Consider the following 20,135-nt stretch of genomic DNA (forward strand, 5'->3'; position numbering starts at 1 on the left):
ATGTCGGGGCCGACTGTAGAGCTGCCGTGCGGGAACGGCGTTGATCTGGATCAAAGCGAGCCGGTCAGGTCAGCGCAGGCTCGCGCGGACGCAGCGGGCTGGCCACCGTGGTGCAGCTGACCCGATTGCGGCCACCGGCCTTGGCCAGGTACAGCTGGCGGTCGGCCTCGGAGATCAGCCGGTGCAGCGCATCGCGCTGCGGGCGCAGGCAGCACAGGCCGATGCTGACCGTCATGCGCAGGGTAGCGGTGCCGATGTCCACCTCCAGTGCGGCGATGCGCTGGCGCAGCTCCTCGAAGTACAGCAGCGCCTCGTCCTGTTCCATGTCTGGCACCAGCAGGCAGAACTCCTCGCCGCCGAAGCGCGCGATCAGGTCGTGGCTGCGTGCATGCGCGGTCACCGCGCCGGCCACCGCGCGCAGCGCGTCGTCGCCTGCTTCGTGGCCATGGGTGTCGTTGATGTGCTTGAAGTGGTCGATGTCGATCATCGCCACCGCCACGCATTGGCCGTGCAGCTGCAGCTGCGGCAGCTGGCGCTGGCTCTGCTCCAGGAAGAAGCGCCGGTTGGGCAGGCCGGTGAGGAAGTCGCGGGTGGCCAGGTCCTGCAGGGTGCCGATCAGTTCCAGCTGGTCCACGTTCTGCGAGACGCGGCAGAAGAACTCCTCGCGCGAGAACGGCTTGCGCAGGAAATCGTTGGCGCCGTTCTTCAGGAAGCGCGGGATCAATGAGGCGTCGGTATTGCCGGAGATGCCGATCACCGCCACCTTGTCGCGCGAGCGCAGGGTGCGCAGGCGACGGGTGAATTCCACGCCTTGCATGCCGGGCATTTCCTGGTCGACCACCGCCAGGCGGATCGCCGGATGCGCCTCGATAGCAGCCAGGCCCTCGTTGCCGTCGGCGGCTTCGTGCACCTCATGCCCATACATCCGCAGCAGGGCGGCGGCATAGCCACGCGCGGACGGCGAATCGTCCACCACCAGCGCGGCGATGCGCCGGTTGCGTTCCAGCCGCTGCACCAGCCACACCAGGTAGTCGATGCTGCCCGGGGTATTCTTCAGCACGTAGTCGATGATCTGCTGCTGTAGTACGCGCTTGCGCAGGTCCTCGTCGTAAACGCCGCTGACCACCACCGTCGGCAGGTCGCGCTTGAGGAAGAACTCGACCACTGCATCGCGGTCGCCGTCGGCCAGCACCAGTCCGGTCAGCACCAGGAACCAGCCCCCGCCTTCGCTGAGCAGCCGGTCGGCCTCGGCCAGGGTGGAGGCGATCACCACCGGCAGTTCCAGGCGCTGCTCGATGGCTTCGCGCAGCATGCCGGTGAACGCACGGGAGTTTTCGACCAGCAGGATCCGCTGCGGCAGCGGATCGGCCAGGTCGCCATCGACGGCGGCCTGCGGCAGCACGGGCATGATGCGGTGGCTCACGAGGGAGGGGCTCGGCACGGATAGCGGCGGTTTCGGGTGTAACTTTAGCGGGGCAGTATGCCCTGCGTGTCGTTCGGCGATCAGGCGGGCGATGTGAATGACGCCGCTGTGCCCGCAATGGATTCGTGCAGGACGAACCGGAGCCGGTTGCCACGGCAATGCACCGTACCGCCGTAGGCCATTATCCGGCCGGCCAGACGCTCCGTGGCCTGCTGAACGGTCCCACTCGACAGCGTGCAACTGCGGTCAAGCAGGCCCACGACCACCACAATGCCGCGGCGGTCGCCAGCCTGGCCGCTCCGGGCGCGCACGCTGACCTGTCCCGACTCCAGCTCCAGCAGCAGCGACACCGCCTCGATCAGCGAGCGATAGATGGCGAGCTGCAGGTCAACAGTCAGCATGCAGGGGTTCCCCTCCAGCCGGGGCGGTATCACGCGATGGGAGTTGTCCCAGTTCTCGCACGCGCCGCCAACGCGCAGCGCGATATACAGCCCAACCTGCTCCAGCCCCGTGGGGTAGACCAGACTGGCCTGTTCACGGAACAGCCGCGAGTGCACGGATGAGGCGTGCTGCAGGCTGTTGGCCACCGCATGATGCCCCTGCGCCTTCAGCCAGCTGACCATCTCGCCGAGCGAGCTGTCCATGCCTTCGCCGAGTTGCCTGAGATGGGAGGCGCGCTCGCGAAGTTCACGCTCACGGATCTGATGCGAACTACGTGCCAAGCGCAATGTGGTTTCCTCAGCCAGTCCACGGGACCGTGCACGCTCGTGGTGATAGCTGATGCTGGATCCCAGGGCGAGCAGTGCGACACTCATCACGGCCATGTTCTGCTGGGTGGCGAAGGTGCCCAGGTCGAACGAGGACGGTAGGCCGGTGCTGGGAGTGGCGAAATGGAGTGGAAGGTTCAACAGCGGAATCGCGATGGCAGCGCCACGCCACCCATGCATGAAGGTCAGGGCGATCGCTGGTAGGGAGGACAGCAGCACCAGGTGGGTGCGTGTGGTGTGGGCGCTGATGGCCGTAAGCTGCATGCACAGGGCCAGGACCAGCATCACCAGGATGGCCGTGACCGTAGGTGCAGCAAAGCGGCGCGTCCAATTGGGGGCCGCCTCTCGTCGCGACCAGAGGAATGCCAGTGGCACGAGGGTAATGATGGCGGCGAAGTGGCCAAAGATCGTGCGATCAACTGCGCTAAGCAGGTTGCTCGGCGGCGGGTTCGACCACAGGGCGAATGAAATGCCCATATTGAGAACCGGGACGAACAACGCCGTGCAGAAGGTCAGCGACAGCAGCCAGAGGCCGGCGGCGGACTCCGATGGCATTCTCATGCGGTGCAGGTGGACCACCAGCATCGCCATCGGCATCAGCAGCGTCGAGGCCAGGATGACCCAGGCCAGGCCGTAGCTGTCGATCATGGGGATGCGCAGGGTTGCGAAGTAGGCGTACTCGCCAAGCAGCAGGTAGGGCCACAGGCGGGTCGGGACGATCAGGAGTGCCGCTGCCCGGATGCCCGCTGGCAGGAAGAACTGATCCAGCGAGAACTGACGCGAGATAAGGCAGCTCAAAGCGTAGATGGCCGCGAGTGCGATTCCGACGGGTCGGATCCGGAAGCTCAGTTCAATTGCTTCTTTGAATCGGTCCAAGCCCCGCCTCTTGCCTCCCGGCCAATGATGACTGGCCACGTCCGTAGACATTATCGACAGTCGGAGAAGGGCGCAATCGAGGTGTCTGGCCTGCCTTTGCGCTGCAATTGCCGGCTTCCTGCGCTTCGTGGCCCTACACGGTCAGCAGTGCGTCGGCATAGCCACCAGCGGACGGTGAATCATCCACAATCAGCGCGTCCTCGGTTCGATCACGTTGCAGCCGTTGCACCCGCTACATTCGGCAGTTGATGCTGTCCACTGTGTTCACTATCGCGCAATCGACAATGTCCTGCTGTTACACGCGCCTGTCCAGGTCATTTGTCGCAGATGCAGCTGACCCGCACCGTGGGCGGGTTTCGCTACGGGTATTGGCGATTTCGGACGCAGCATCGGCGTGGCATGGGTTTGCATCGATCCAGTCGATTATGTCCCATGGGCTTTACGGAGTGCGCCCGGTATATGCTGATGCGATTGGGGGTAGCATCCTGCTTGATCCGTATTGCATCCAACCTGGAGGTTAGTGTGGGAAATTTCCGAATTCATGCATTTGCTGGTGCGTTGATGTTGGTGCCGGTATCCGTTCTTGCTTTTGCCCCGAGTGACGACCATGGAATCAAGATGGCCGGCCAAGGACTCGGCCAGTCGATTCCGCAGGCACAGGACCTGAGCGTGGATCCCGGCTGGTTGGTCTATGGGTTCGAGCGCGATGGTATGGATTATTTCCAGGTAAACGATCTCGCGGGCCACGTGCACATCGTGATCGGCAATGCTGCGGGCACGTTCTGGGTACTGCCGGCAGGTGACCCATCTGCGAAGGTTTCGTTGCCTGAGCAGCGCCTGCCTGTTCCCGCCAAAGCCACCAGGACGGTTGTCTATCGGTCCCCCGCATTCACGCTGGTCAGATATGCAAGCGGAGCTGATGTCTTGTGGGCGGTAGAGGCACCCTGATACCGCCTGTTGCCGGGATATCGGCGAGCTTCAGTGTCAGACTGCATGGGCACCCGGATGTTCGCCGGGTGCCCATGACGCCATTGGCCAGCGGGATGAGCGGGACGTTCATGCGATACCGCTGCGTTGGTTCGATCCGATCGCTTGACTGTGAAATGCACTACTGCAGCGCAGAGGGTGCAGGGCAGCTGTACCGTGATGGAGCACTGGGCTGTGTCTCAAGTTTTGTTTCACGGTCGAGGAACAGGATCCTGACCCGGTTGCGATAGCAGTCAACGGTCCCGTCATAGGGCAGGGTTCGCCCGGTCAGCCGCTCGAACGCTGCCATGGTTGTCTGCTGGGAAAGGCGCCGACGCGACTCCAGCAGCGACACGACCATGAGGATTCCGCGCCTGGAGCCCATTCCGCCGCATCTTGCACGAATGCGAATCTGACCACCCTCATGCTTGAGAAGAATGGAGACTGCATCAATCAGTGTCCGGTAAGCGGCCAACTGCAGTTCCACGCTCAGGTTGCAGGGGTCGCCTTTCAGATCAGGGCGGAGAACGCGCTCCGTCAGCGTCCACGACTCACGGATGCCACCGGCCTGCAAAGCCACGTAAAGCCCAAGATGCTCCAGACCCGAGGGATAGACCATGCTTGTCTGTTCGCGAAGGAGCCGCGAATGTACATTCGAAGTATGCAGAAGGCTGCTGGCCACTGCGTGATGTCCCTGGGCCTTGAGCCAGTCGGCCAGCTCCACCAGTGAGGTATCAATGCCGTCGCCGAGCTTGCGAAGGTGCAGGGCACGCTCACGCAGCTCCATCTCGCTGGCCAATTGCGAGCTCCTCGCAAGATGGATGGCGTCCCTTTCCCCCATCTCGCGCAGCCTGTAACGATGGTAGAAGTGGGTGATGCGTGATCCGAGCAACAGCAATACGATGCCGCTGATCGCCATGATCTGCTGGGTGATGAAGGCCGCGGGATCGAATGCGGTGGGATGGGTGTTGGGCGTGGTCAGGCCGATGACCATGTTGAGCACCGGTACTGCAAGGGCGGCACCCTTCCAGCCATACAGGCAGGTAAGTGCGGCCGCGGGGAGTGCCAACAGCAGCAGGAGCGTTGCCTTCAGCGCAACCCAGTCTGCGGGCAGTTGAGTTGCTGCTATCCCGATCAGGAGCATCGATGAAAGTGCCGCCAGCATCGGGGTCTTTCGTGCAGCGTTCCACTCCTGCCCCACGTCCTGTCGCGCCCACAGCATGGCGATGGGGGCCACCGTTAGAATGCCGATGAAGTCGCCCACGCTGTAACGCGCCGCACTGGTCAGGAAGGGCGTGGAAGGGGGTGTTGGCCAGAGCAGATGGGAAAAGCTGAGGTTCAGCAGCGTAACAACGACGCTGGAAGCGGCGGCAATCAACAAGAGGCCGATCGTCTTCGACTCCGCCATCATTCGCCTTTGCAGCTTCACAATCAACATCACTGCGGGCATGAGGAACGCGGAGGCAACAATGACCCATGTCAGGCCGTACTTCTCGATCATTGGCACGCGGGACTGTGCAAAGTACGCATATTCGCCCAGCAGCAGATAAGGCCACAGGCGCGGCGGGCACAACAGTACGGCCGCCACCCGGATGCCGGCTGGCAAATAGAACTGATCCAGCGACAGCTGTCGGGTTGCCCAATAGGCAACTGCATAAAGCAAGGCAAGCATCAGGCCAGCCGGACGAATGCGCACCTTCAGCAACAATCCTTCTTTCCACCAGTCCAATCGCACGTCCCCCTCTCCTACGTGTCCCCTGTCAGCTTCCATTCGCCGCGGGGCCCGGTTTCTCAGGACGTTATCGGTCTGCGAACGATTATGCAATTGCACAGCGGCGCATTTAGGGAGTTGACCAACCATCCATCACAGATGTTGCGTGAAAATCTGTGACGTGTGCAGCACGATCAGCGCTGCGGTGCGCCTGTCAGAGCGTTCAATCCAGGAGATGCGGAATCTTCACCACAACGCATCCCGCAGCTTGTACCAGGACATCGCCGCCACCAGCAGCGGCGTGCGCAGCAGCCGGCCGCCGGGGAAAGGCGCATGCCGCAGGCGCTGGAACACGTCCAGGCGCTCGCTCTGGCCGGCAATCGCGGCGGCGATGACTTCGCCAGCCAGCCCGGCGGCGGCCACCCCATGGCCGGAGAACCCCTGCGCGAAGTACAGGTTGCCGTCCAGCCGGCCCCAATGCGGAGCGCGGTTGCGGGTGATGTCCACGTAACCGCCCCAGACCTGCTCCAGCGGCACATCGGCCAGTTGTGGAAACACCTGGTGCATGCGCCGCTGCATCACCCCGCGCAGGCCGGGCGGGGGCAGCGCCGAGTAACTGGCGCGGCCGCCGAACAGCAGCCGGTGGTCGTGGCTGAGGCGGAAATAGTCCAGTGCCCACGCGGTGTCGGCCACCGCCATGTTGTTGCCGATCAGGGCGCGGGCGCGCTCGGCCCCCAGCGGCGCGCTGGCGCCGATATAGGTGCCGACCGGCATGATCCGCCGTTCCAGGTCGGGCAGCAGGCCCTGCAGCCAGGCATTGCCGGCCACCACCAGATGCGCAGCGCGCACCCTTCCCTGCGCGGTATGCAGGGTGGGCTGCGGTCCGCGCTGCACGCGGGTCACTGCGGAGTTCTCGTGGATCACCACGCCGGCCGCACGTGCCGCATCGGCCAGGCCACGCGCATAGGCCAGCGGGTGCAGGTGCGCGCTGTGCGGATCGAACATCGCGGCGCGGTAGCGCGGGCTGTCCAGCTGTGCGCGCAGCGCATCACGGTCCCACCACTGCATCGGGTAGTCGTAGTGGCGCTGAAGATGCTCGCAGTTGGCGCGCAGGTCGCGCTCATGGCGCTCGCGGATGGCGACGCTGGCGTGGCCCTCCACCCAATGGCAGTCGATACCATGGCGATCGATGCGCCTGCGCATCGCCTGTACGGCGTCGCGCGACCAGTCGAACAGGTGGCGCGCATCGTTGCGGCCGAGCTGACGCTCCAGTTCGTCCACCTCGCAGCCATAGCCGACCAGCGCCTGGCCACCATTGCGGCCGGACGCGCCCCAGCCGACCCGCTGTGCGTCCAGCACCACCACACGCTGGCCACGCGCGGCCAGCTCCAGTGCGGCGGTCAGGCCGGTATAGCCAGCGCCCAGCACCGCAACGTCGGCCTGCACCTGCCCCTGCAACGCGGGCAGTGCGGGCGGTTCGGGCAGGCTGGAGGCATACCAGCTGGGCGGAAAGGCGGCGCTCACTGCAGGCCTCGCGGGTGCAGTGCGGGAGGGCGGAGCAGGGCAGGTCGATCAGCGTTCACCCCGGTAGTTTCGCCGATGCATGGCAGCTGTGGTGTGACGGCAGCGACTTGCCGCCGTTGCCAGGCGACGGGTAACGTGTCGGCACGCCAAGGAGTCTTCCCATGCGCCGCCTGCCCTGGGTGGGCCTGCCCACCGACAGCACCGTGCTCGGCCACCACCGTTTCGCGGTGGCCGGCGAGAAGTACGTGCGCGCGCTGGCCGAGGCGGCCGAGGTGACCCCGGTGGTGTTGCCGAGCCTGCAGCCACGGTTGCCGGCCAGCGACTGGCTGCTTGGGCTCGATGGCCTGCTGTTGACCGGCGCGGTCAGCAATATCGAACCGCAGCACTACGAAGGCGGCCGCAGCTGGCCAGGCAATCCGCATGACCCTGCCCGCGATGCCAATGCCTTCGCGCTGCTGCACGAGGCGCTGGCGCTGGACCTGCCAGTGCTGGCGATCTGCCGGGGCTTCCAGGAGCTGAACGTCGCACTGGGCGGCAGCCTGCATCCGCAGGTGCATGCGGTGCCCGGCCTGGCCGACCATCGCGAAGACCCGCAGGCGCTGGTGGAAGTGCAGTATGGGCCGGCCCATGCGGTGACCCTGGCCACCGATGGCTGGCTGGCGCGGTGGCACGGCAGTGGCCGCGCGCAGGTCAATTCGGTGCACGGACAGGGCATCGCCCGCCTCGCGCAGGGCCTGCAGGTCGAGGCCATGGCCGATGACGGACTGGTCGAGGCAGCGCGCAGCCTGCACCATGGATTTGTGCTCGGCGTACAGTGGCATCCGGAGTGGCGTGTCACGCAGACGCCGTTCTATCACGCTATTTTCCGTGCGTTCGGCCAAGCTTGCCGGCAGCACCAACAGAACCGACTGGATTCCCGATGAGTTCCCGAACGCGCCCGCGCAAGACGGCCACGCCCCCCGCACCGCAGGAAAGCAGCCTGCTGCGCTGGCTGAAGGAGCGGCGCATCACCGAGGTGGAATGCCTGGTGCCGGACATCACCGGCAACGCCCGCGGCAAGATCATTCCTGCCGACAAGTTCTCGCACGATTACGGCACGCGCCTGCCGGAAGGCATCTTCGCCACCACCGTCACCGGCGAGTTCCCTGACGATTACTACGACCTGACCTCGCCGTCGGACTCGGACATGATGCTGCGGCCCGATCCGGATACGGTGCGCATGGTGCCGTGGGCAGCCGATGCCACCGCGCAGGTCATCCACGATTGCTACACCAAGAGCGGCGAACCGCACGAGCTTGCGCCGCGCAACGTGCTGCGCCGCGTACTGGCGGCTTATGCGGAACTGGGCCTGCGCCCGGTGGTGGCGCCGGAGCTGGAGTTCTTCCTGGTGCAGAAGAACACCGACCCGGACTTCCCGCTGCTGCCACCGGCCGGTCGCTCGGGGCGCCCGGAGACCGCGCGGCAGTCGTACTCGATCGACGCGGTCAACGAGTTCGACCCGATCCTCGACCTGATGTACGACTACGCCGATGCGATGAAGCTGGACGTGGACACGCTGATCCACGAATCCGGCGCAGCACAGCTGGAGGTGAACTTCACCCATGCCGATGCGATGGACCTGGCCGACCAGGTGTTCCTGTTCAAGCGCACCATGCGCGAGGCGGCGATGCGCCACGGGGTGTACGCCACGTTCCTGGCCAAGCCCATGGAGAACGAGCCCGGTAGTGCCATGCACATCCACCAGAGCCTGGTGCGGGTGAGCGATGGCAGCAATGTGTTCGCTGGCGAGACCGATGCTGAGGGTGAGTTCAGCCCGGTGTTCGGCCACTACCTGGGCGGTCTGCAGAAGTACGCGCCGCAGGCGATGGCGTTCTTCGCGCCGAACGTGAATTCCTACCGGCGCCTGGTGTTCGGCGAGGTCTCGCCGAGCAACGTGCACTGGGGCTTCGACAACCGCACCTGCGGCCTGCGTGTGCCGCTGGATACGCCGGAAAACATGCGCGTGGAGAGCCGTTTCGCCGGCTCCGACGCCAACCCCTACCTGGCGATGGCCGCGACCCTGGCCTGCGGCCTGCTCGGCATCCGCGAGCGGCTGGCGCCGGACGCGCCGGTGACCGGCAGCGCGAAGGAACTGGGCTACAACCTGCCGCGCTCGCTGGGCGAGGCGCTGGACGGGCTGGAGCAGTGCAGCGAGCTCCAGGCCCTGCTGGGCGAGCGTTTCTGCCGCGCCTACATCTCGGTCAAGCGCAAGGAATACGAGACCTTTTTCCGCGTCATCAGCTCGTGGGAGCGCGAGTTCCTGCTGCTGAACGTCTGAGCATCTGGAATAGAAAAATCCGCCGCCGGGGGGTAGGCTGGCACCCGTCGCCGGCCCCGCCGGCCCCCCTTCCCGCATTCTGGAGCACCCGATGAAGCTGCGTATCCTCACGCTCGGCCTGGCCTCCGCCATGCTTGCCGCCTGTGGCGGTGGCAACGGCGGCGCGCAGGACAGCCAGGTCCTGAACGTCTACAACTACAGCGATTACATCGCCGAGGACACCATTCCGACCTTCGAGAAGGAGAGCGGCATCAAGGTGACCTACGATGTGTTCGACAGCGATGAAATGGTCGAGACCAAGCTGCTGGCTGGCAACAGCGGCTACGACGTGGTGGTGCCGACCCTTAACTTCTTCGGCCGCCAGATCCAGGCCGGCGTGTTCCTGCCGCTGGACAAGAGCAAGATCCCGAACCTGGCCAACCTCGATCCGGCGGTGATGAAGCGCATCGCCACCCAGGATCCGGGCAACCAGTACGGCGTGCCGTACATGATCGGCACCACCGGCATCGGCTACAACGTGGACATGCTGAAGCAGCGCTTCGGCGGCAGCACCGATATCGCCAACAGCTGGGACCTGGTGTTCAAACCGGAAAACATCAGCAAGATGAAGGACTGCGGCGTGACCATCCTGGATACGCCGGCCGACATGATCCCGATCGCGCTGCATTACCTGGGCCTGGATCCGCACAGCGGCGACCCGGCCGAGCTGCAGAAGGCGGCCGACCTGCTGAAGTCGATCCGCCCGTACGTGCAGAACTTCCACTCCTCGCAGTACGTCGGTTCGCTGGCCAATGGCGGCACCTGCCTGGTGGTCGGCTGGTCCGGTGACATCATCCAGGCCCGCGACCGCGCCGAGGAAGCCAGCAATGGCGTGCACGTGGCTTATTCGATCCCGAAGGAAGGTGCGCCGCAGTGGTTCGACATGCTGGCGATCCCGAAGGACGCCAAGCACCCGGAAGCGGCTTACAGGTTCATCAACTATCTGCTGGAACCGAAGGTCGCCGCGGCCAACACCAACTTCATCCACTACGCCAACCCGATCCCGGCCGCGACACCGCTGGTGGACGAGGCGATCCGCACCGACCCGACGATCTATCCGCCGGCTGACGTGGCCGAGAAGATGTTCACCTACTCGATCAACACGCCGGAGACCGACAAGCTCTACACCCGGCTGTGGACCGAGGTGAAGACCGGCCGTTAAGCGGGTCTGGCGCCGCCGGGCGTTGCCCGGCGGCCGCCTTGCTTCACCGTGCCGGAATCGGTACCGCCGCCCTCGCCAAGGTGCCCCAGGATGGCCGGCAGCAGGTCGCGTGCATCGCGGCCGCCGTTGCACAGGAACGACGAACTCATCCGCTGCAGGTTGTGCATGCCGATGAAGAACAAGCCCGGTTGCGGGGAAACGCCAAACTCGCCCAGCGGATAGCCGTGGGCATCCAGCGCGCCCTGCACATCGAGCCAGGGCCACTCGGCGACGAAACCGGTGGCCAGCACCACCGAGCGGATGTCTGTGGACGGCAGATCCAGCTCGCACGGGGACGGTTCCGGCTCCCAGTGCAAGTAGACCTCTTCGGGAATGTAGCGGGCATCGTCGGTGCGCGGTTCGGGCCGCGTGGCGTAGTACGCGCTGGCCAGCGAATCGAGATAGGCATACTCGGCCCGCGTCGCTTCGATCGCGGCGCGAAGTTGCGGGCGGACATCGGCGAAGCGGGCGGTGTTCCCATTGAATTCCTGCAACCGGCCCAGCAACCTGATGCCTGCACGGTGCATCGCCAGCAGGCTGATCGAACTGCCCAGGCCGGCGCTTCCCTTGCCGGAAATCAGGGGGAACTCCGCGGTGCGGGCCTTGCGCAGCGCGTCCGGCTCGCCTGCCAGTACGGCCGCCGATTGGCTTACGTGTTGATGGATGCGCCCGGCCATGTCCCACCAGGTCATCGAGTCCTTGCCGCGCAGCCGACGGGTGTGCGAATGACGCTCGGCCAATGACCAGTACACGCTGCGACCACCGTCGCGCAGGTCCCGGGCGATCTGCGCGCCGGACTGGCCGCCGCCGATGACCAGCACCGCGCCCTCGGGTAGCTGGCCGGGACCGCGGTAGTCGCTGGAGTGCAGCATGGTGAGGCCTGGTGCGGGCGCGAACGGGGCCCGGGGCAACCGCGCCCGGCGGTATTCACCGGTGGCAACCACCACCGCCTGGGCATGGATCAGTCCCCGGCTGCTGTCGATGGCATAGCCACCGGACTCGGGCCCGACCCGATGGACCACGCACCCTTCGCTGATCGGCAACGAGCGCTCGTCGGCATAGTCGCGCAGCCGTCGGATCACTTCCGGGGCCCCCATGAACCCTTCCGGGTCATCCCCGGCATAGGCATGGCCATGCAGGGCCATGGTCGCGTTGGCGGTGTTGGTCTGGAACGAATCCCAGCGCCGCTGCCAGCTGGCGCCCACGGTTTCGGCCTCCAGCACGCGATGCTCGACGCCGGCCTCCTGCACGAGCGCGCTGAGCGACAACCCGGCCTGGCCGGCGCCGATGATGACCAGCGGCAGCCTTGCAGGCTGGGAGTCCGGCAGGCAGGACGGGAAAGGGGAGGGGCTGTCCGGGGAAATCACCAGTGTGGGTCCATGCAAGGCCTAGATCCGGGGCATTGCGCGGGGAATGTCCCGGGCTTTCAATGGATCCCGTTCTGAAAAATGTTGCAGATCGGGCTGCCGCCCGTGGTGTCTGGCCGGGACGGCTGCAGGGTCGTCCAGGGGAGCCCGGGCCTTGGGGCGGACAGGCCACCATCGCGGGGAAAACCGACACGCCCTCGGGGGCCCTGGGCGGGCCAGCGGCCGCTTTCACCCACTCCCGTCATATCCCCTTCGGCCCCCGGCCGTTAGAATGGCCGCCGCTGTCCACCGCCCGCTCCCGGAGCCCCCATGCCCGTTGAAGCCCAGCCGGTAGCCGCCGTCGTCGACACGACCGGTGCGCCCGGCTATCTCTCCATTCGTGATCTGCGTAAGGAATTCGACGGATTCGTCGCCGTCGACGACGTCAACCTGGACGTGCGCAAGGGCGAGATCTTTGCCCTGCTCGGTGGCTCCGGCAGTGGTAAATCGACCCTGCTGCGCTGCCTGGGCGGCTTCGAGACGCCCACCAAGGGCAGCATCACCGTCGATGGCCAGCGCCTGGACGCGCTGCCGCCGTACCAGCGGCCGGTCAACATGATGTTCCAGTCCTATGCCCTGTTCCCGCACATGACGGTCGAGCAGAACATCGCCTTCGGCCTGAAGCAGGATGGCCTGGGCAAGGACGCGATCAGCAAGCGCGTCGGCGAGATGCTCGACCTGGTGCAGATGGGCCACCTGGGCAAGCGCAAGCCGCACCAGCTGTCCGGTGGCCAGCAGCAGCGCGTGGCGCTGGCGCGGTCGCTGGCCAAGGGGCCGAAGCTGCTGCTGCTGGACGAACCGATGGGCGCGCTGGACAAGAAGCTGCGCTCGCAGATGCAGCTGGAACTGGTCAGCATCATCGAATCGTCGGGCGTGACCTGCGTGATGGTCACCCACGACCAGGAAGAAGCGATGACCATGGCCACCCGCATCGCGGTGATGGATGCCGGCTGGATCCAGCAGGTCGGCAAGCCGGACGAGGTCTACGAGCAGCCGGCCAACCGCTTCGTCGCCGAGTTCATCGGTTCGGTCAACCTGTTTGACGGGGTGATCGACGAGGACCTGCCCGAGTACGTGACCGTGCGCTCCCCGCTGTTCCCGGCGCCGATCTACATTGCCCATGGCATCACCTGCTATGAAGGGCAGCCGGTCGCGTTCGCGCTGCGCCCGGAGAAGGTGATGATCGGCAAGGACGAGCCGGAAGGGCACACCAACAAGGCGCAGGGCGTGATCGAGGACATCGCCTACTTCGGCAGCCACTCGGTGTATCACGTGCGCCTGCCCAGCGGCGCCAAGGTGCTGGCCAACTTCGCCAACTCGCAGCGCTGGGCCAGTGATGGCTTCACCTGGGGCGACGAGGTGTGGGTGCACTGGCGCGACAACGACGGCGTGGTGCTCACCTCATGAGCGTCGCCGGCCTGAAGCGCTGGCTGCCGGGGCTGCGTGCCACGGTGATCGGCATTCCGTACCTGTGGCTGCTGCTGTTCTTCGCAGTGCCGTTCCTGATCGTGCTGATGATCAGTTTCTCGCTCAGCCGGGTCGGCTCGCCGCCGTATACCTGGCTGCTGCAGTACGGTGACGGCGGGTTCTCGCTGAAGCTGAACCTGGAGAACTACCTGGCGCTGTTCCGCGATTCGATCTATGCGCAGGCCTTCCTGAGCTCGATCAGGATCGCGGCCATCTCCACCTTCCTGACCCTGCTGATCGGCTACCCGATGGCCTACGCCATCGCCCGCCTGTCGCCGGCCGCACGCAACGTGGCGATGATGCTGGTAGTGCTGCCGTCGTGGACCTCGTTCCTGATCCGCGTGTATGCGTGGAAGGCGATCCTGGACCGCAACGGCCTGCTTGACCAGTTCCTGCAGTTCACCGGCCTGCAGACGCTGATGACGTCGATGGGCCTGCCGAAACTGCAGTTGATCGATACGCCGACCGCCGCCTACATCGGCATCGTCTACTGCTACCTGCCGTTCATGGTGCTGCCGCTGTACGCCAACCTGGTCAAGCACGACCACCGCCTGCTGGAAGCGGCCTACGACCTGGGTGCCAGGCCATGGCAGGCCTTCCTCCGCATCACGCTGCCGCTGTCGAAGGCCGGCATCATCGCCGGCTGCATGCTGGTGATGATCCCGGCAGTGGGTGAATTCGTGATTCCGGAAATGCTGGGTGGGTCGGAGACGCTGATGGTCGGCCGCCAGCTATGGAACGAGTTCTTCAACAATCGCAACTGGCCGGGTGCCTCGGCGATGGCGGTGGCGATGATCCTGTTGCTGCTGGTGCCGATCCTGCTGTTCAACCGATCCCAGCAGCGCCTGCTGGAAGGGAAGCAGGCATGAGCCCGCGTACCGCCAAGGGCCTGGGGCTGGGCGTGCTGCTGCTCGGCTTCGCCTTCCTGTACCTGCCGATCCTGCTGTTGATGTTGTATTCGTTCAACAGCTCGCGGCTGGCGATGGTCTGGGCCGGGTTCTCCACCCGCGCCTACAGTGACCTGTTCGCCGACCGCGCGCTGATGGATGCGATGTGGACCAGCCTGGTGGTGGCGTTCTGGACCGCCTGTACCGCCACCGTGCTGGGCACGCTGGCGGCGATGGTGATGACCCGCTTCAAGCGCTTCCGTGGCAAGCCGCTGTTCGGTGCGCTGGTCACCGCGCCGCTGGTGATGCCGGATGTGATCCTGGGCTTCTCGCTGATGGCGCTGCTGGCCTCGATGGGCGCGATTCCCGGCTTCCCGGCGCGCGGCCTGGCCACCATCTGGATCGCGCACGTCACCTTCACCCTGTGCTTCGTCACCGTGGTGGTGTCTTCGCGCCTGCAGGAAATGGACCTGTCGCTGGAAGAAGCGGCGATGGACCTCGGGGCCAGCCGGCTGACCGTGTTCACCCGCATCACCCTGCCGATCATCGCGCCGGCGCTGGTGGCGGGCTGGCTGTTGGCGTTCACCCTGTCGCTGGATGACGTGGTGGTGGCCAGCTTCGTCGCCACGCCGGGCTCGACCACGCTGCCGATGAAGGTGTTCGCGTCGGTGCGCATGGGCATCAGCCCGAAGATCAATGCACTGGCCACGCTGCTGGTGTCGGCGGTATCGATCGCCGCGGTGATCGGCTGGTACATCAATGCCCGCGCCGAGAAGCGGCGCCAGCGCGACCTGCAGCTGGCGCGGCAGGACAACGGCTGAGTACACGATCCGTCCACTGTGCCGGCAACACCCGGCTCACGGCCGGCGGCGCACAATGGGGGTCTTCCAGATGGAGATCCCCCATGACCGTCGAGATCGTCGACCCGGCCACCGGCCAGGTGACCTACCGCCATGAACTGATGGGCGCTGCCGACATCGAGCAGCGCCTGCAGGCCGCCGCCGATGCGTTCCCTGGCTGGGCCGAGCGTTCGCTGCAGGAACGCGGCGCGATCCTGCGCCAGATCGCGGCGCAGCTGCGCACGCGCCGCGACGACCTGCAGCAGGCGATGACCCACGAGATGGGCAAGCTCAAGGCCGAAGCGCTGGCCGAGGTCGACAAGTGCGCGGCGGCCTGCGAGTACTACGCCGACCATGCGGCCGACTATCTCAAGCCGCAGCTGATCGACACCGAAGCGCAGCGCAGCTACGTGCGCTACGAGCCGATCGGCTGCGTGTTCGCGGTGATGCCGTGGAATTTTCCGATCTGGCAGGTGTTCCGCTTCCTCGCACCGGCGTTCATGGCCGGCAACGTGGCCCTGCTCAAGCACGCCAGCAACGTGCCGCAGTGTGCCGACCTGATCCTGGCGGTGTGCCGTGATGGCGGCCTGCCGGACGGCGTGTTCGACGTGCTGCACATCGACAACGACCAGGCCGCCGACGTGCTGCGCGACGCACGGGTGAAGGCGGTGACGCTGACCGGCAGCGAGCGGGCAGGGCGCTCGATCGCCTCCAACGCCGGCAGCCAGTTGAAGAAGTCGGTGATGGAGCTGGGGGGCAGCGATGCCTTCGTGGTGCTCGACGATGCCGACCTCGACAAGACGGTTGCGGCAGCAGTGAAGTCGCGCTTCGACAACAGCGGGCAGACCTGCATCGCGGCCAAGCGCTTCATCGTGGTCGAGGCGGTGGCCGATGAATTCACCCGTCGCTTCGTTGAAGCTGCGGCCGAGCGCCAGTACGGCGATCCCGATGAGCGGGGCACCACGCTGGCGCCGATGGCCCGTGCCGACCTGCGCGATGAACTGCACAAGCAGGTACAGGCCAGCGTGGCCAAGGGTGCGCGGGTGCTGATAGGCGGCGAGCCGATTGCCGGCACCCACGCCGGCTATCCGGCCACGGTGCTCGACCAGGTCGGCCCGGGCATGCCGGCCTACGACGAGGAACTGTTCGGTCCGGTGGCTGCGGTGATCCGGGTCGCTGATGAGAGCGAGGCACTGCGCGTGGCCAACGACACCCGCTTTGGCCTGGGCGGCAGCGTGTGGACGCGCGATCCGGTGCGCGGCGAAGCCTTCGCGCAACGCATGGAATGCGGCGCCGCGTTCGTCAACGCGATCGTCAAGAGCGATGCGCGGCTGCCGTTCGGCGGCAGCAAGCAGTCTGGGTTTGGCCGGGAACTGGCCGACCACGGCATCCATGAGTTCATGAACATCAAGACCGTTTACGTAGCTTGATGCCGAATGGCAATGCCGGCCGCTGGCCGGCATTGCCCTGGTTGCCGGCCAGCGGCCGGCACTACCACCAGCGGGTCACAACCACTTCGCGCGCTTGAACAACCGGTACAGGCCCACGCAGACGCCGCCCACACCAACGATCATCAGTGGGTAGGCCCACGGTTGGCTCAGCTCCGGCATGTGGCTGAAGTTCATCCCGTACCAGCTGGTGATCAGCGTCGGTGCCGCCAGCAGCGCGGCCCACGCACCGAGGCGCTTGACCGTCTCGCCCTGCGCCAGCGTCACCAGCGACAGGTTCACGCTGAGCGCGGTGCCCAGCATCTCGCGCAGGGTGTCGATCACATCACTGATGCGTACCGCGTGGTCGTGCACGTCACGGATGTACAGCTTCACTTCGTCCGGAACCAGCTCGCCCTGGTAGCGGCGCAGCTGGGCCAGCACATCCTGCAGCGGCGCCACCGCCATCCGCATCTTGTTCAGTTCGCGCTTGAGCTCGTACAGGCGCACCACGGTGCTGCGCTTGTAGTTCTCGGCGAAGATGTCCTTTTCCAGCAGGTCCAGGGTGTCGCGGAAGCGGTGCACGATCGGCAGGTAATTGTCGACCACGAAGTCGGTCACCGCGTACAGGCAGTACGACGGGCCCATCTTCAGCAGCTGCGGCTCACGCTCGACCCGAGCACGTACCGGCGCGTAGGACAGCGAGGCGCCGTGGCGCACCGTTACCAGGAAGCGCGGGCCGAGGAAGGCATGGGTTTCGCCATACTGGATGCGCTCGTCGACCATCTGCGCGGTGGTCACCACCACGAACATCGAATTGCCGTAGGTCTCGACCTTGGGCCGCTGGTGCGCGTTGCGCGCATCCTCGATGGCCAGGTCGTGCAGGTAGAATTCCTCCTGCAGTTTCAGCAGCACATCGTCGTTGGGGTCGTACAGGCCGACCCAGACGAAGCCATTGCCACTGGCAATGACATCGCTGATGGCGTCCAGGGTGATGTCGTGGCGTTTGCCCTCGTCATCGTAGTGGACGCAGTTGATGACGCAGGCGGGGTTGGCTGAAGCCGGGGCGGAAGCGGAGGCGGGCAATGACATGCCCGCCATCGTGCGTCAGCGCCGTGTTTCGGACAAGTGAGGATGGCGCCCCAGTACCCACGCCAGCGCGACGTGGACGGGCAGCAGCAGCACGATCCACTGCACGTTGTACTGCGCCTGCAGGCTCAGCCAGTGCAGCACCAGCGCCGCCACGGCCTGCACTGCCAGCAGCCACAGCACGACCCTGAACATGCGGCCCGGCACGCGCCGGCGCAGCAGGCGGATTGCTCCGGGCAGCAGCAGCACGGCCACCGGCGAAAGCAGCAGCAGGTTGCGGTTGGCCCAGGCGGCGTAGTGGATGCTGAAGCCCCACAGGAACACCAGCACGCCACCGAACAAGGCGCACAGCAGCCAGAACGGCAGGGCCAGCCCGGCCAGCAGGCGCGGGCGGTTGCGCAGCACCAGCACGCCGCCGGCCACGGCCAGACCAAGCAGCAGCCACGGCCACCAGCGACGCGCGAATTCCTTCGGCTCCGGATCAATGCGGTGCGGCAGCAGTTCCTGTTCGGACTGCACCAGCGGTCGGCCATCACTGTTGCGTGCCTGGCGCAGCGCATCGGCCAGGCGCATCGGCACGAACGCTTCCTGCCAGCGCGACAGCGGCTGGTCGGCGAACGGCCCCAGGCCGACATCGAAGCCCAGCCACATCCACGGGGCGGGCGAGGCCAAGCGCACCGACTCGCTGCGGTAGGTGTTGCCGCGCGAACGCCCCGACAACTGCGACTGCAGGCCACCGCCCAGTGCCTTGTCCACCGTGTCGCGTACCATCGTGGCGCAGTTGGCGGTGTAGTAGTCGTAGTGGTAGCGCGCGTTTTCCGGCTTGGCCCGCTCGGCCAGGTCAGCGGCCAGGGCACGCGCCTGGTCAGGGCGCAGGTCCAGCCACTGCACGCTGGCACCTCGGCCGGTCTCGTCGTAGTACGACAGGTCCTGCTGCAGCGGTAGCGCCACCAGGTAATACATCATGTCGCCGCGCACGAAGCGGCTGATGAAGTCGTCCTCGGACGGATCGAAGTACCCGAAGTTGTACGAGGTCGCTTCGCCACTGGCCGGATCGACCACGACGATGGCGTCATGCCCGAAGCGTTCGAAGAACACGGTGCCCGGCTGCATGGTCACCACGCCGATACGCGGGACCGGGGCCTCGGCGTTGGCGGTGGCGGTGGCGGTGGCAGGTGCGGGCACGGCTGCCGCCGGCTGCGCGAAGGCCGCCAGCGGCAGGGCCATGGCCAGCACCCACAGTGCCAGCCACACCATGAGGATCAGGCCGCGGCGCTTCAAGTGTCGTCCTGCGCGTCCGGCGGAAGCACGGTCACGTGGAAGGCCTGCACCCGGCGCGCATCGGCGCGGGCCACGCGGAACATGAAGCGGTCCAGCGCCAGCTCATCGCCGACTTCCGGAAGGTGGCCCACGGCCTCGGTGACCAGGCCACCGATGGTGTCGTAGTCCTCGTCGGAGAACGTCGCGCCGAAGCGCTCGTTGAAGTCGCCGATCGGGGTCAGCGCGTCGACCACGTACTGGCCGTCGGACTGGATGGCGATCTGCGCGGACGGATCCTCGGCCTCGTCGTGCTCGTCGTCGATCTCGCCGACGATCTGCTCCAGCACGTCCTCGATGGTGACCAGGCCGGCGACACCGCCGTACTCGTCGACCACGATGGCCATGTGGTTGCGCGAAAGGCGGAACTCCTTCAGCAGCACGTTGAGCTTCTTCGCCTCCGGAATCAGCACTGCCGGGCGCAGCAGTTCACGTACATTGGCCGGACCATTGTCGGCAACCACGCCGCGCAGCAGGTCCTTGGCCAGCAGGATGCCAAGGATGTCGTCCTTGTTCTCGCCGTGCACCGGGAAACGCGAATGGCCGGATTCGACCACCTGCTTCATCAGTTCCAGGAAGGGCGCTTCGACCGGCAGCGAGACCATCTGCGAGCGCGAGATCATCACGTCGCCCACGGTCAGCTCGGCCACCGAAATGGCGCCTTCCATCATCTTCAGGGTATCGGCGGCGATCAGACCCTCTTCCTGCGCGGTGTGCAGGACAGCGACCAGCTCGTCGCGGGTGTGGGGTTCGCCGGAGAAGGCCGAGGTCAGGCGTTCAAGCCAACCGCGCTTCTTTTCACTGTGCTCCGCAGGGGAGCTACTACTGTCGTCTTCTGACATCTCTGGAAAAAAGGCACCCGGCAGGCCGGGCGTTGGC

General features: G+C 65.9%; 16 protein-coding genes. 8 read left to right on the forward strand and 8 right to left on the reverse strand.

Annotation, left to right across the window (positions count from 1 at the left end):
- Positions 1-64 precede the first annotated feature (64 nt).
- Positions 65-1,408 carry a diguanylate cyclase gene (locus ACM0PY_RS07225; protein ID WP_049416322.1) on the reverse strand — a complete coding sequence of 448 codons (1,344 nt, stop codon included), beginning with the start codon at positions 1,406-1,408 and terminating at the stop codon, positions 65-67.
- Between the two features lie 95 nt (positions 1,409-1,503).
- Entirely contained in the window at positions 1,504-3,066 is a 1,563-nt protein-coding gene (locus ACM0PY_RS07230; protein ID WP_134971252.1) for an MASE1 domain-containing protein, read from the reverse strand.
- A 489-nt stretch (positions 3,067-3,555) separates the two neighbouring features.
- Between ACM0PY_RS07230 and ACM0PY_RS07235 the strand changes: the two genes are divergently transcribed.
- Entirely contained in the window at positions 3,556-4,014 is a 459-nt protein-coding gene (locus ACM0PY_RS07235) for a hypothetical protein (RefSeq protein ID WP_229766026.1), read from the forward strand.
- A 160-nt stretch (positions 4,015-4,174) separates the two neighbouring features.
- On the opposite strand, the gene ACM0PY_RS07240 is transcribed toward ACM0PY_RS07235, so the two are convergent.
- On the reverse strand, positions 4,175-5,767 hold the full coding sequence (locus ACM0PY_RS07240; RefSeq protein WP_111202199.1) for an MASE1 domain-containing protein: 1,593 nt from the start codon (positions 5,765-5,767) through the stop codon (positions 4,175-4,177).
- Between the two features lie 222 nt (positions 5,768-5,989).
- Positions 5,990-7,267, reverse strand: coding sequence for an NAD(P)/FAD-dependent oxidoreductase (locus ACM0PY_RS07245; RefSeq protein WP_134971250.1), 1,278 nt, complete (start codon positions 7,265-7,267; stop codon positions 5,990-5,992).
- A gap of 161 nt (positions 7,268-7,428) precedes the next feature.
- Here ACM0PY_RS07245 and ACM0PY_RS07250 point away from each other — a divergent pair, with 161 nt between their 5' ends.
- From ACM0PY_RS07250 to ACM0PY_RS07260, 3 genes are all read left to right on the forward strand, one after another.
- On the forward strand, positions 7,429-8,190 hold the full coding sequence (locus ACM0PY_RS07250; protein ID WP_180885219.1) for a gamma-glutamyl-gamma-aminobutyrate hydrolase family protein: 762 nt from the start codon (positions 7,429-7,431) through the stop codon (positions 8,188-8,190).
- On the forward strand, positions 8,187-9,584 hold the full coding sequence (locus tag ACM0PY_RS07255) for a glutamine synthetase family protein (RefSeq protein WP_005415923.1): 1,398 nt from the start codon (positions 8,187-8,189) through the stop codon (positions 9,582-9,584). The genes ACM0PY_RS07250 and ACM0PY_RS07255 overlap by 4 nt, the downstream gene beginning before the upstream one ends.
- A 91-nt stretch (positions 9,585-9,675) precedes the next feature.
- The gene (locus ACM0PY_RS07260; protein WP_005415924.1) at positions 9,676-10,785 is read left to right on the forward strand and encodes a polyamine ABC transporter substrate-binding protein; all 1,110 of its coding nucleotides are present in this window, start codon (positions 9,676-9,678) and stop codon (positions 10,783-10,785) included.
- Here the strand turns inward: ACM0PY_RS07260 and ACM0PY_RS07265 are convergent.
- Positions 10,782-12,209, reverse strand: coding sequence for a flavin-containing monooxygenase (locus ACM0PY_RS07265; RefSeq protein ID WP_180885221.1), 1,428 nt, complete (start codon positions 12,207-12,209; stop codon positions 10,782-10,784). The two genes, ACM0PY_RS07260 and ACM0PY_RS07265, sit on opposite strands and share 4 nt — an antisense overlap.
- Positions 12,210-12,500: 291 nt before the next feature.
- On the opposite strand from ACM0PY_RS07265, the gene ACM0PY_RS07270 reads away from it, so the two are divergent.
- The 4 genes from ACM0PY_RS07270 (at position 12,501) to ACM0PY_RS07285 (ending at position 16,853) form a co-directional block, all read left to right on the forward strand.
- Positions 12,501-13,637: an ABC transporter ATP-binding protein gene (locus ACM0PY_RS07270; protein WP_005415926.1), complete on the forward strand. Its 1,137-nt coding sequence runs from the start codon at positions 12,501-12,503 to the stop codon at positions 13,635-13,637.
- Entirely contained in the window at positions 13,634-14,566 is a 933-nt protein-coding gene (locus ACM0PY_RS07275; protein WP_069137955.1) for an ABC transporter permease subunit, read from the forward strand. The genes ACM0PY_RS07270 and ACM0PY_RS07275 overlap by 4 nt, the downstream gene beginning before the upstream one ends.
- On the forward strand, positions 14,563-15,405 hold the full coding sequence (locus tag ACM0PY_RS07280; RefSeq protein WP_111202172.1) for an ABC transporter permease subunit: 843 nt from the start codon (positions 14,563-14,565) through the stop codon (positions 15,403-15,405). The genes ACM0PY_RS07275 and ACM0PY_RS07280 overlap by 4 nt, the downstream gene beginning before the upstream one ends.
- Positions 15,406-15,488: 83 nt before the next feature.
- A complete protein-coding gene (locus ACM0PY_RS07285) occupies positions 15,489-16,853 on the forward strand; it encodes an NAD-dependent succinate-semialdehyde dehydrogenase (RefSeq protein ID WP_111202171.1) in 1,365 nt (454 codons plus the stop codon).
- 75 nt (positions 16,854-16,928) lie between these two features.
- Here ACM0PY_RS07285 and ACM0PY_RS07290 read toward each other — a convergent pair whose 3' ends face one another.
- From ACM0PY_RS07290 to ACM0PY_RS07300, 3 genes are read right to left on the reverse strand one after another with little or no spacing between them, the layout of a single operon-like run.
- Positions 16,929-17,951 carry a magnesium and cobalt transport protein CorA gene (locus tag ACM0PY_RS07290; RefSeq protein WP_180885223.1) on the reverse strand — a complete coding sequence of 341 codons (1,023 nt, stop codon included), beginning with the start codon at positions 17,949-17,951 and terminating at the stop codon, positions 16,929-16,931.
- 6 nt (positions 17,952-17,957) lie between these two features.
- Positions 17,958-19,220 carry a lipoprotein N-acyltransferase Lnb domain-containing protein gene (locus ACM0PY_RS07295; RefSeq protein WP_180885225.1) on the reverse strand — a complete coding sequence of 421 codons (1,263 nt, stop codon included), beginning with the start codon at positions 19,218-19,220 and terminating at the stop codon, positions 17,958-17,960.
- Complete coding sequence (locus tag ACM0PY_RS07300) at positions 19,217-20,098, reverse strand: CorC family transporter (protein WP_100471821.1); 882 nt, start codon at positions 20,096-20,098, stop codon at positions 19,217-19,219. Before ACM0PY_RS07300 ends, ACM0PY_RS07295 begins: the two co-directional genes overlap by 4 nt.
- Between the last annotated feature and the right edge of the window lie 37 nt (positions 20,099-20,135).

This window comes from Stenotrophomonas sp. BR163 (assembly GCF_047520985.2).
Classification (GTDB): Bacteria; Pseudomonadota; Gammaproteobacteria; order Xanthomonadales; family Xanthomonadaceae; genus Stenotrophomonas; species Stenotrophomonas sepilia.

What these genes read in the sequence shown, in the direction of transcription:
- ACM0PY_RS07260 (WP_005415924.1), top strand. Translation starts at nt 9,676, where the DNA reads ATGAAGCTGCGTATCCTCACGCTCGGCCTGGCCTCCGCCATGCTTGCC.
- ACM0PY_RS07285 (WP_111202171.1), top strand. Translation starts at nt 15,489, where the DNA reads ATGACCGTCGAGATCGTCGACCCGGCCACCGGCCAGGTGACCTACCGC.
- ACM0PY_RS07270 (WP_005415926.1), top strand. Translation starts at nt 12,501, where the DNA reads ATGCCCGTTGAAGCCCAGCCGGTAGCCGCCGTCGTCGACACGACCGGT.
- ACM0PY_RS07250 (WP_180885219.1), top strand. Translation starts at nt 7,429, where the DNA reads ATGCGCCGCCTGCCCTGGGTGGGCCTGCCCACCGACAGCACCGTGCTC.
- ACM0PY_RS07300 (WP_100471821.1), bottom strand. Translation starts at nt 20,098, where the DNA reads ATGTCAGAAGACGACAGTAGTAGCTCCCCTGCGGAGCACAGTGAAAAG.
- ACM0PY_RS07290 (WP_180885223.1), bottom strand. Translation starts at nt 17,951, where the DNA reads ATGGCGGGCATGTCATTGCCCGCCTCCGCTTCCGCCCCGGCTTCAGCC.
- ACM0PY_RS07275 (WP_069137955.1), top strand. Translation starts at nt 13,634, where the DNA reads ATGAGCGTCGCCGGCCTGAAGCGCTGGCTGCCGGGGCTGCGTGCCACG.
- ACM0PY_RS07280 (WP_111202172.1), top strand. Translation starts at nt 14,563, where the DNA reads ATGAGCCCGCGTACCGCCAAGGGCCTGGGGCTGGGCGTGCTGCTGCTC.
- ACM0PY_RS07255 (WP_005415923.1), top strand. Translation starts at nt 8,187, where the DNA reads ATGAGTTCCCGAACGCGCCCGCGCAAGACGGCCACGCCCCCCGCACCG.
- ACM0PY_RS07225 (WP_049416322.1), bottom strand. Translation starts at nt 1,408, where the DNA reads ATGCCCGTGCTGCCGCAGGCCGCCGTCGATGGCGACCTGGCCGATCCG.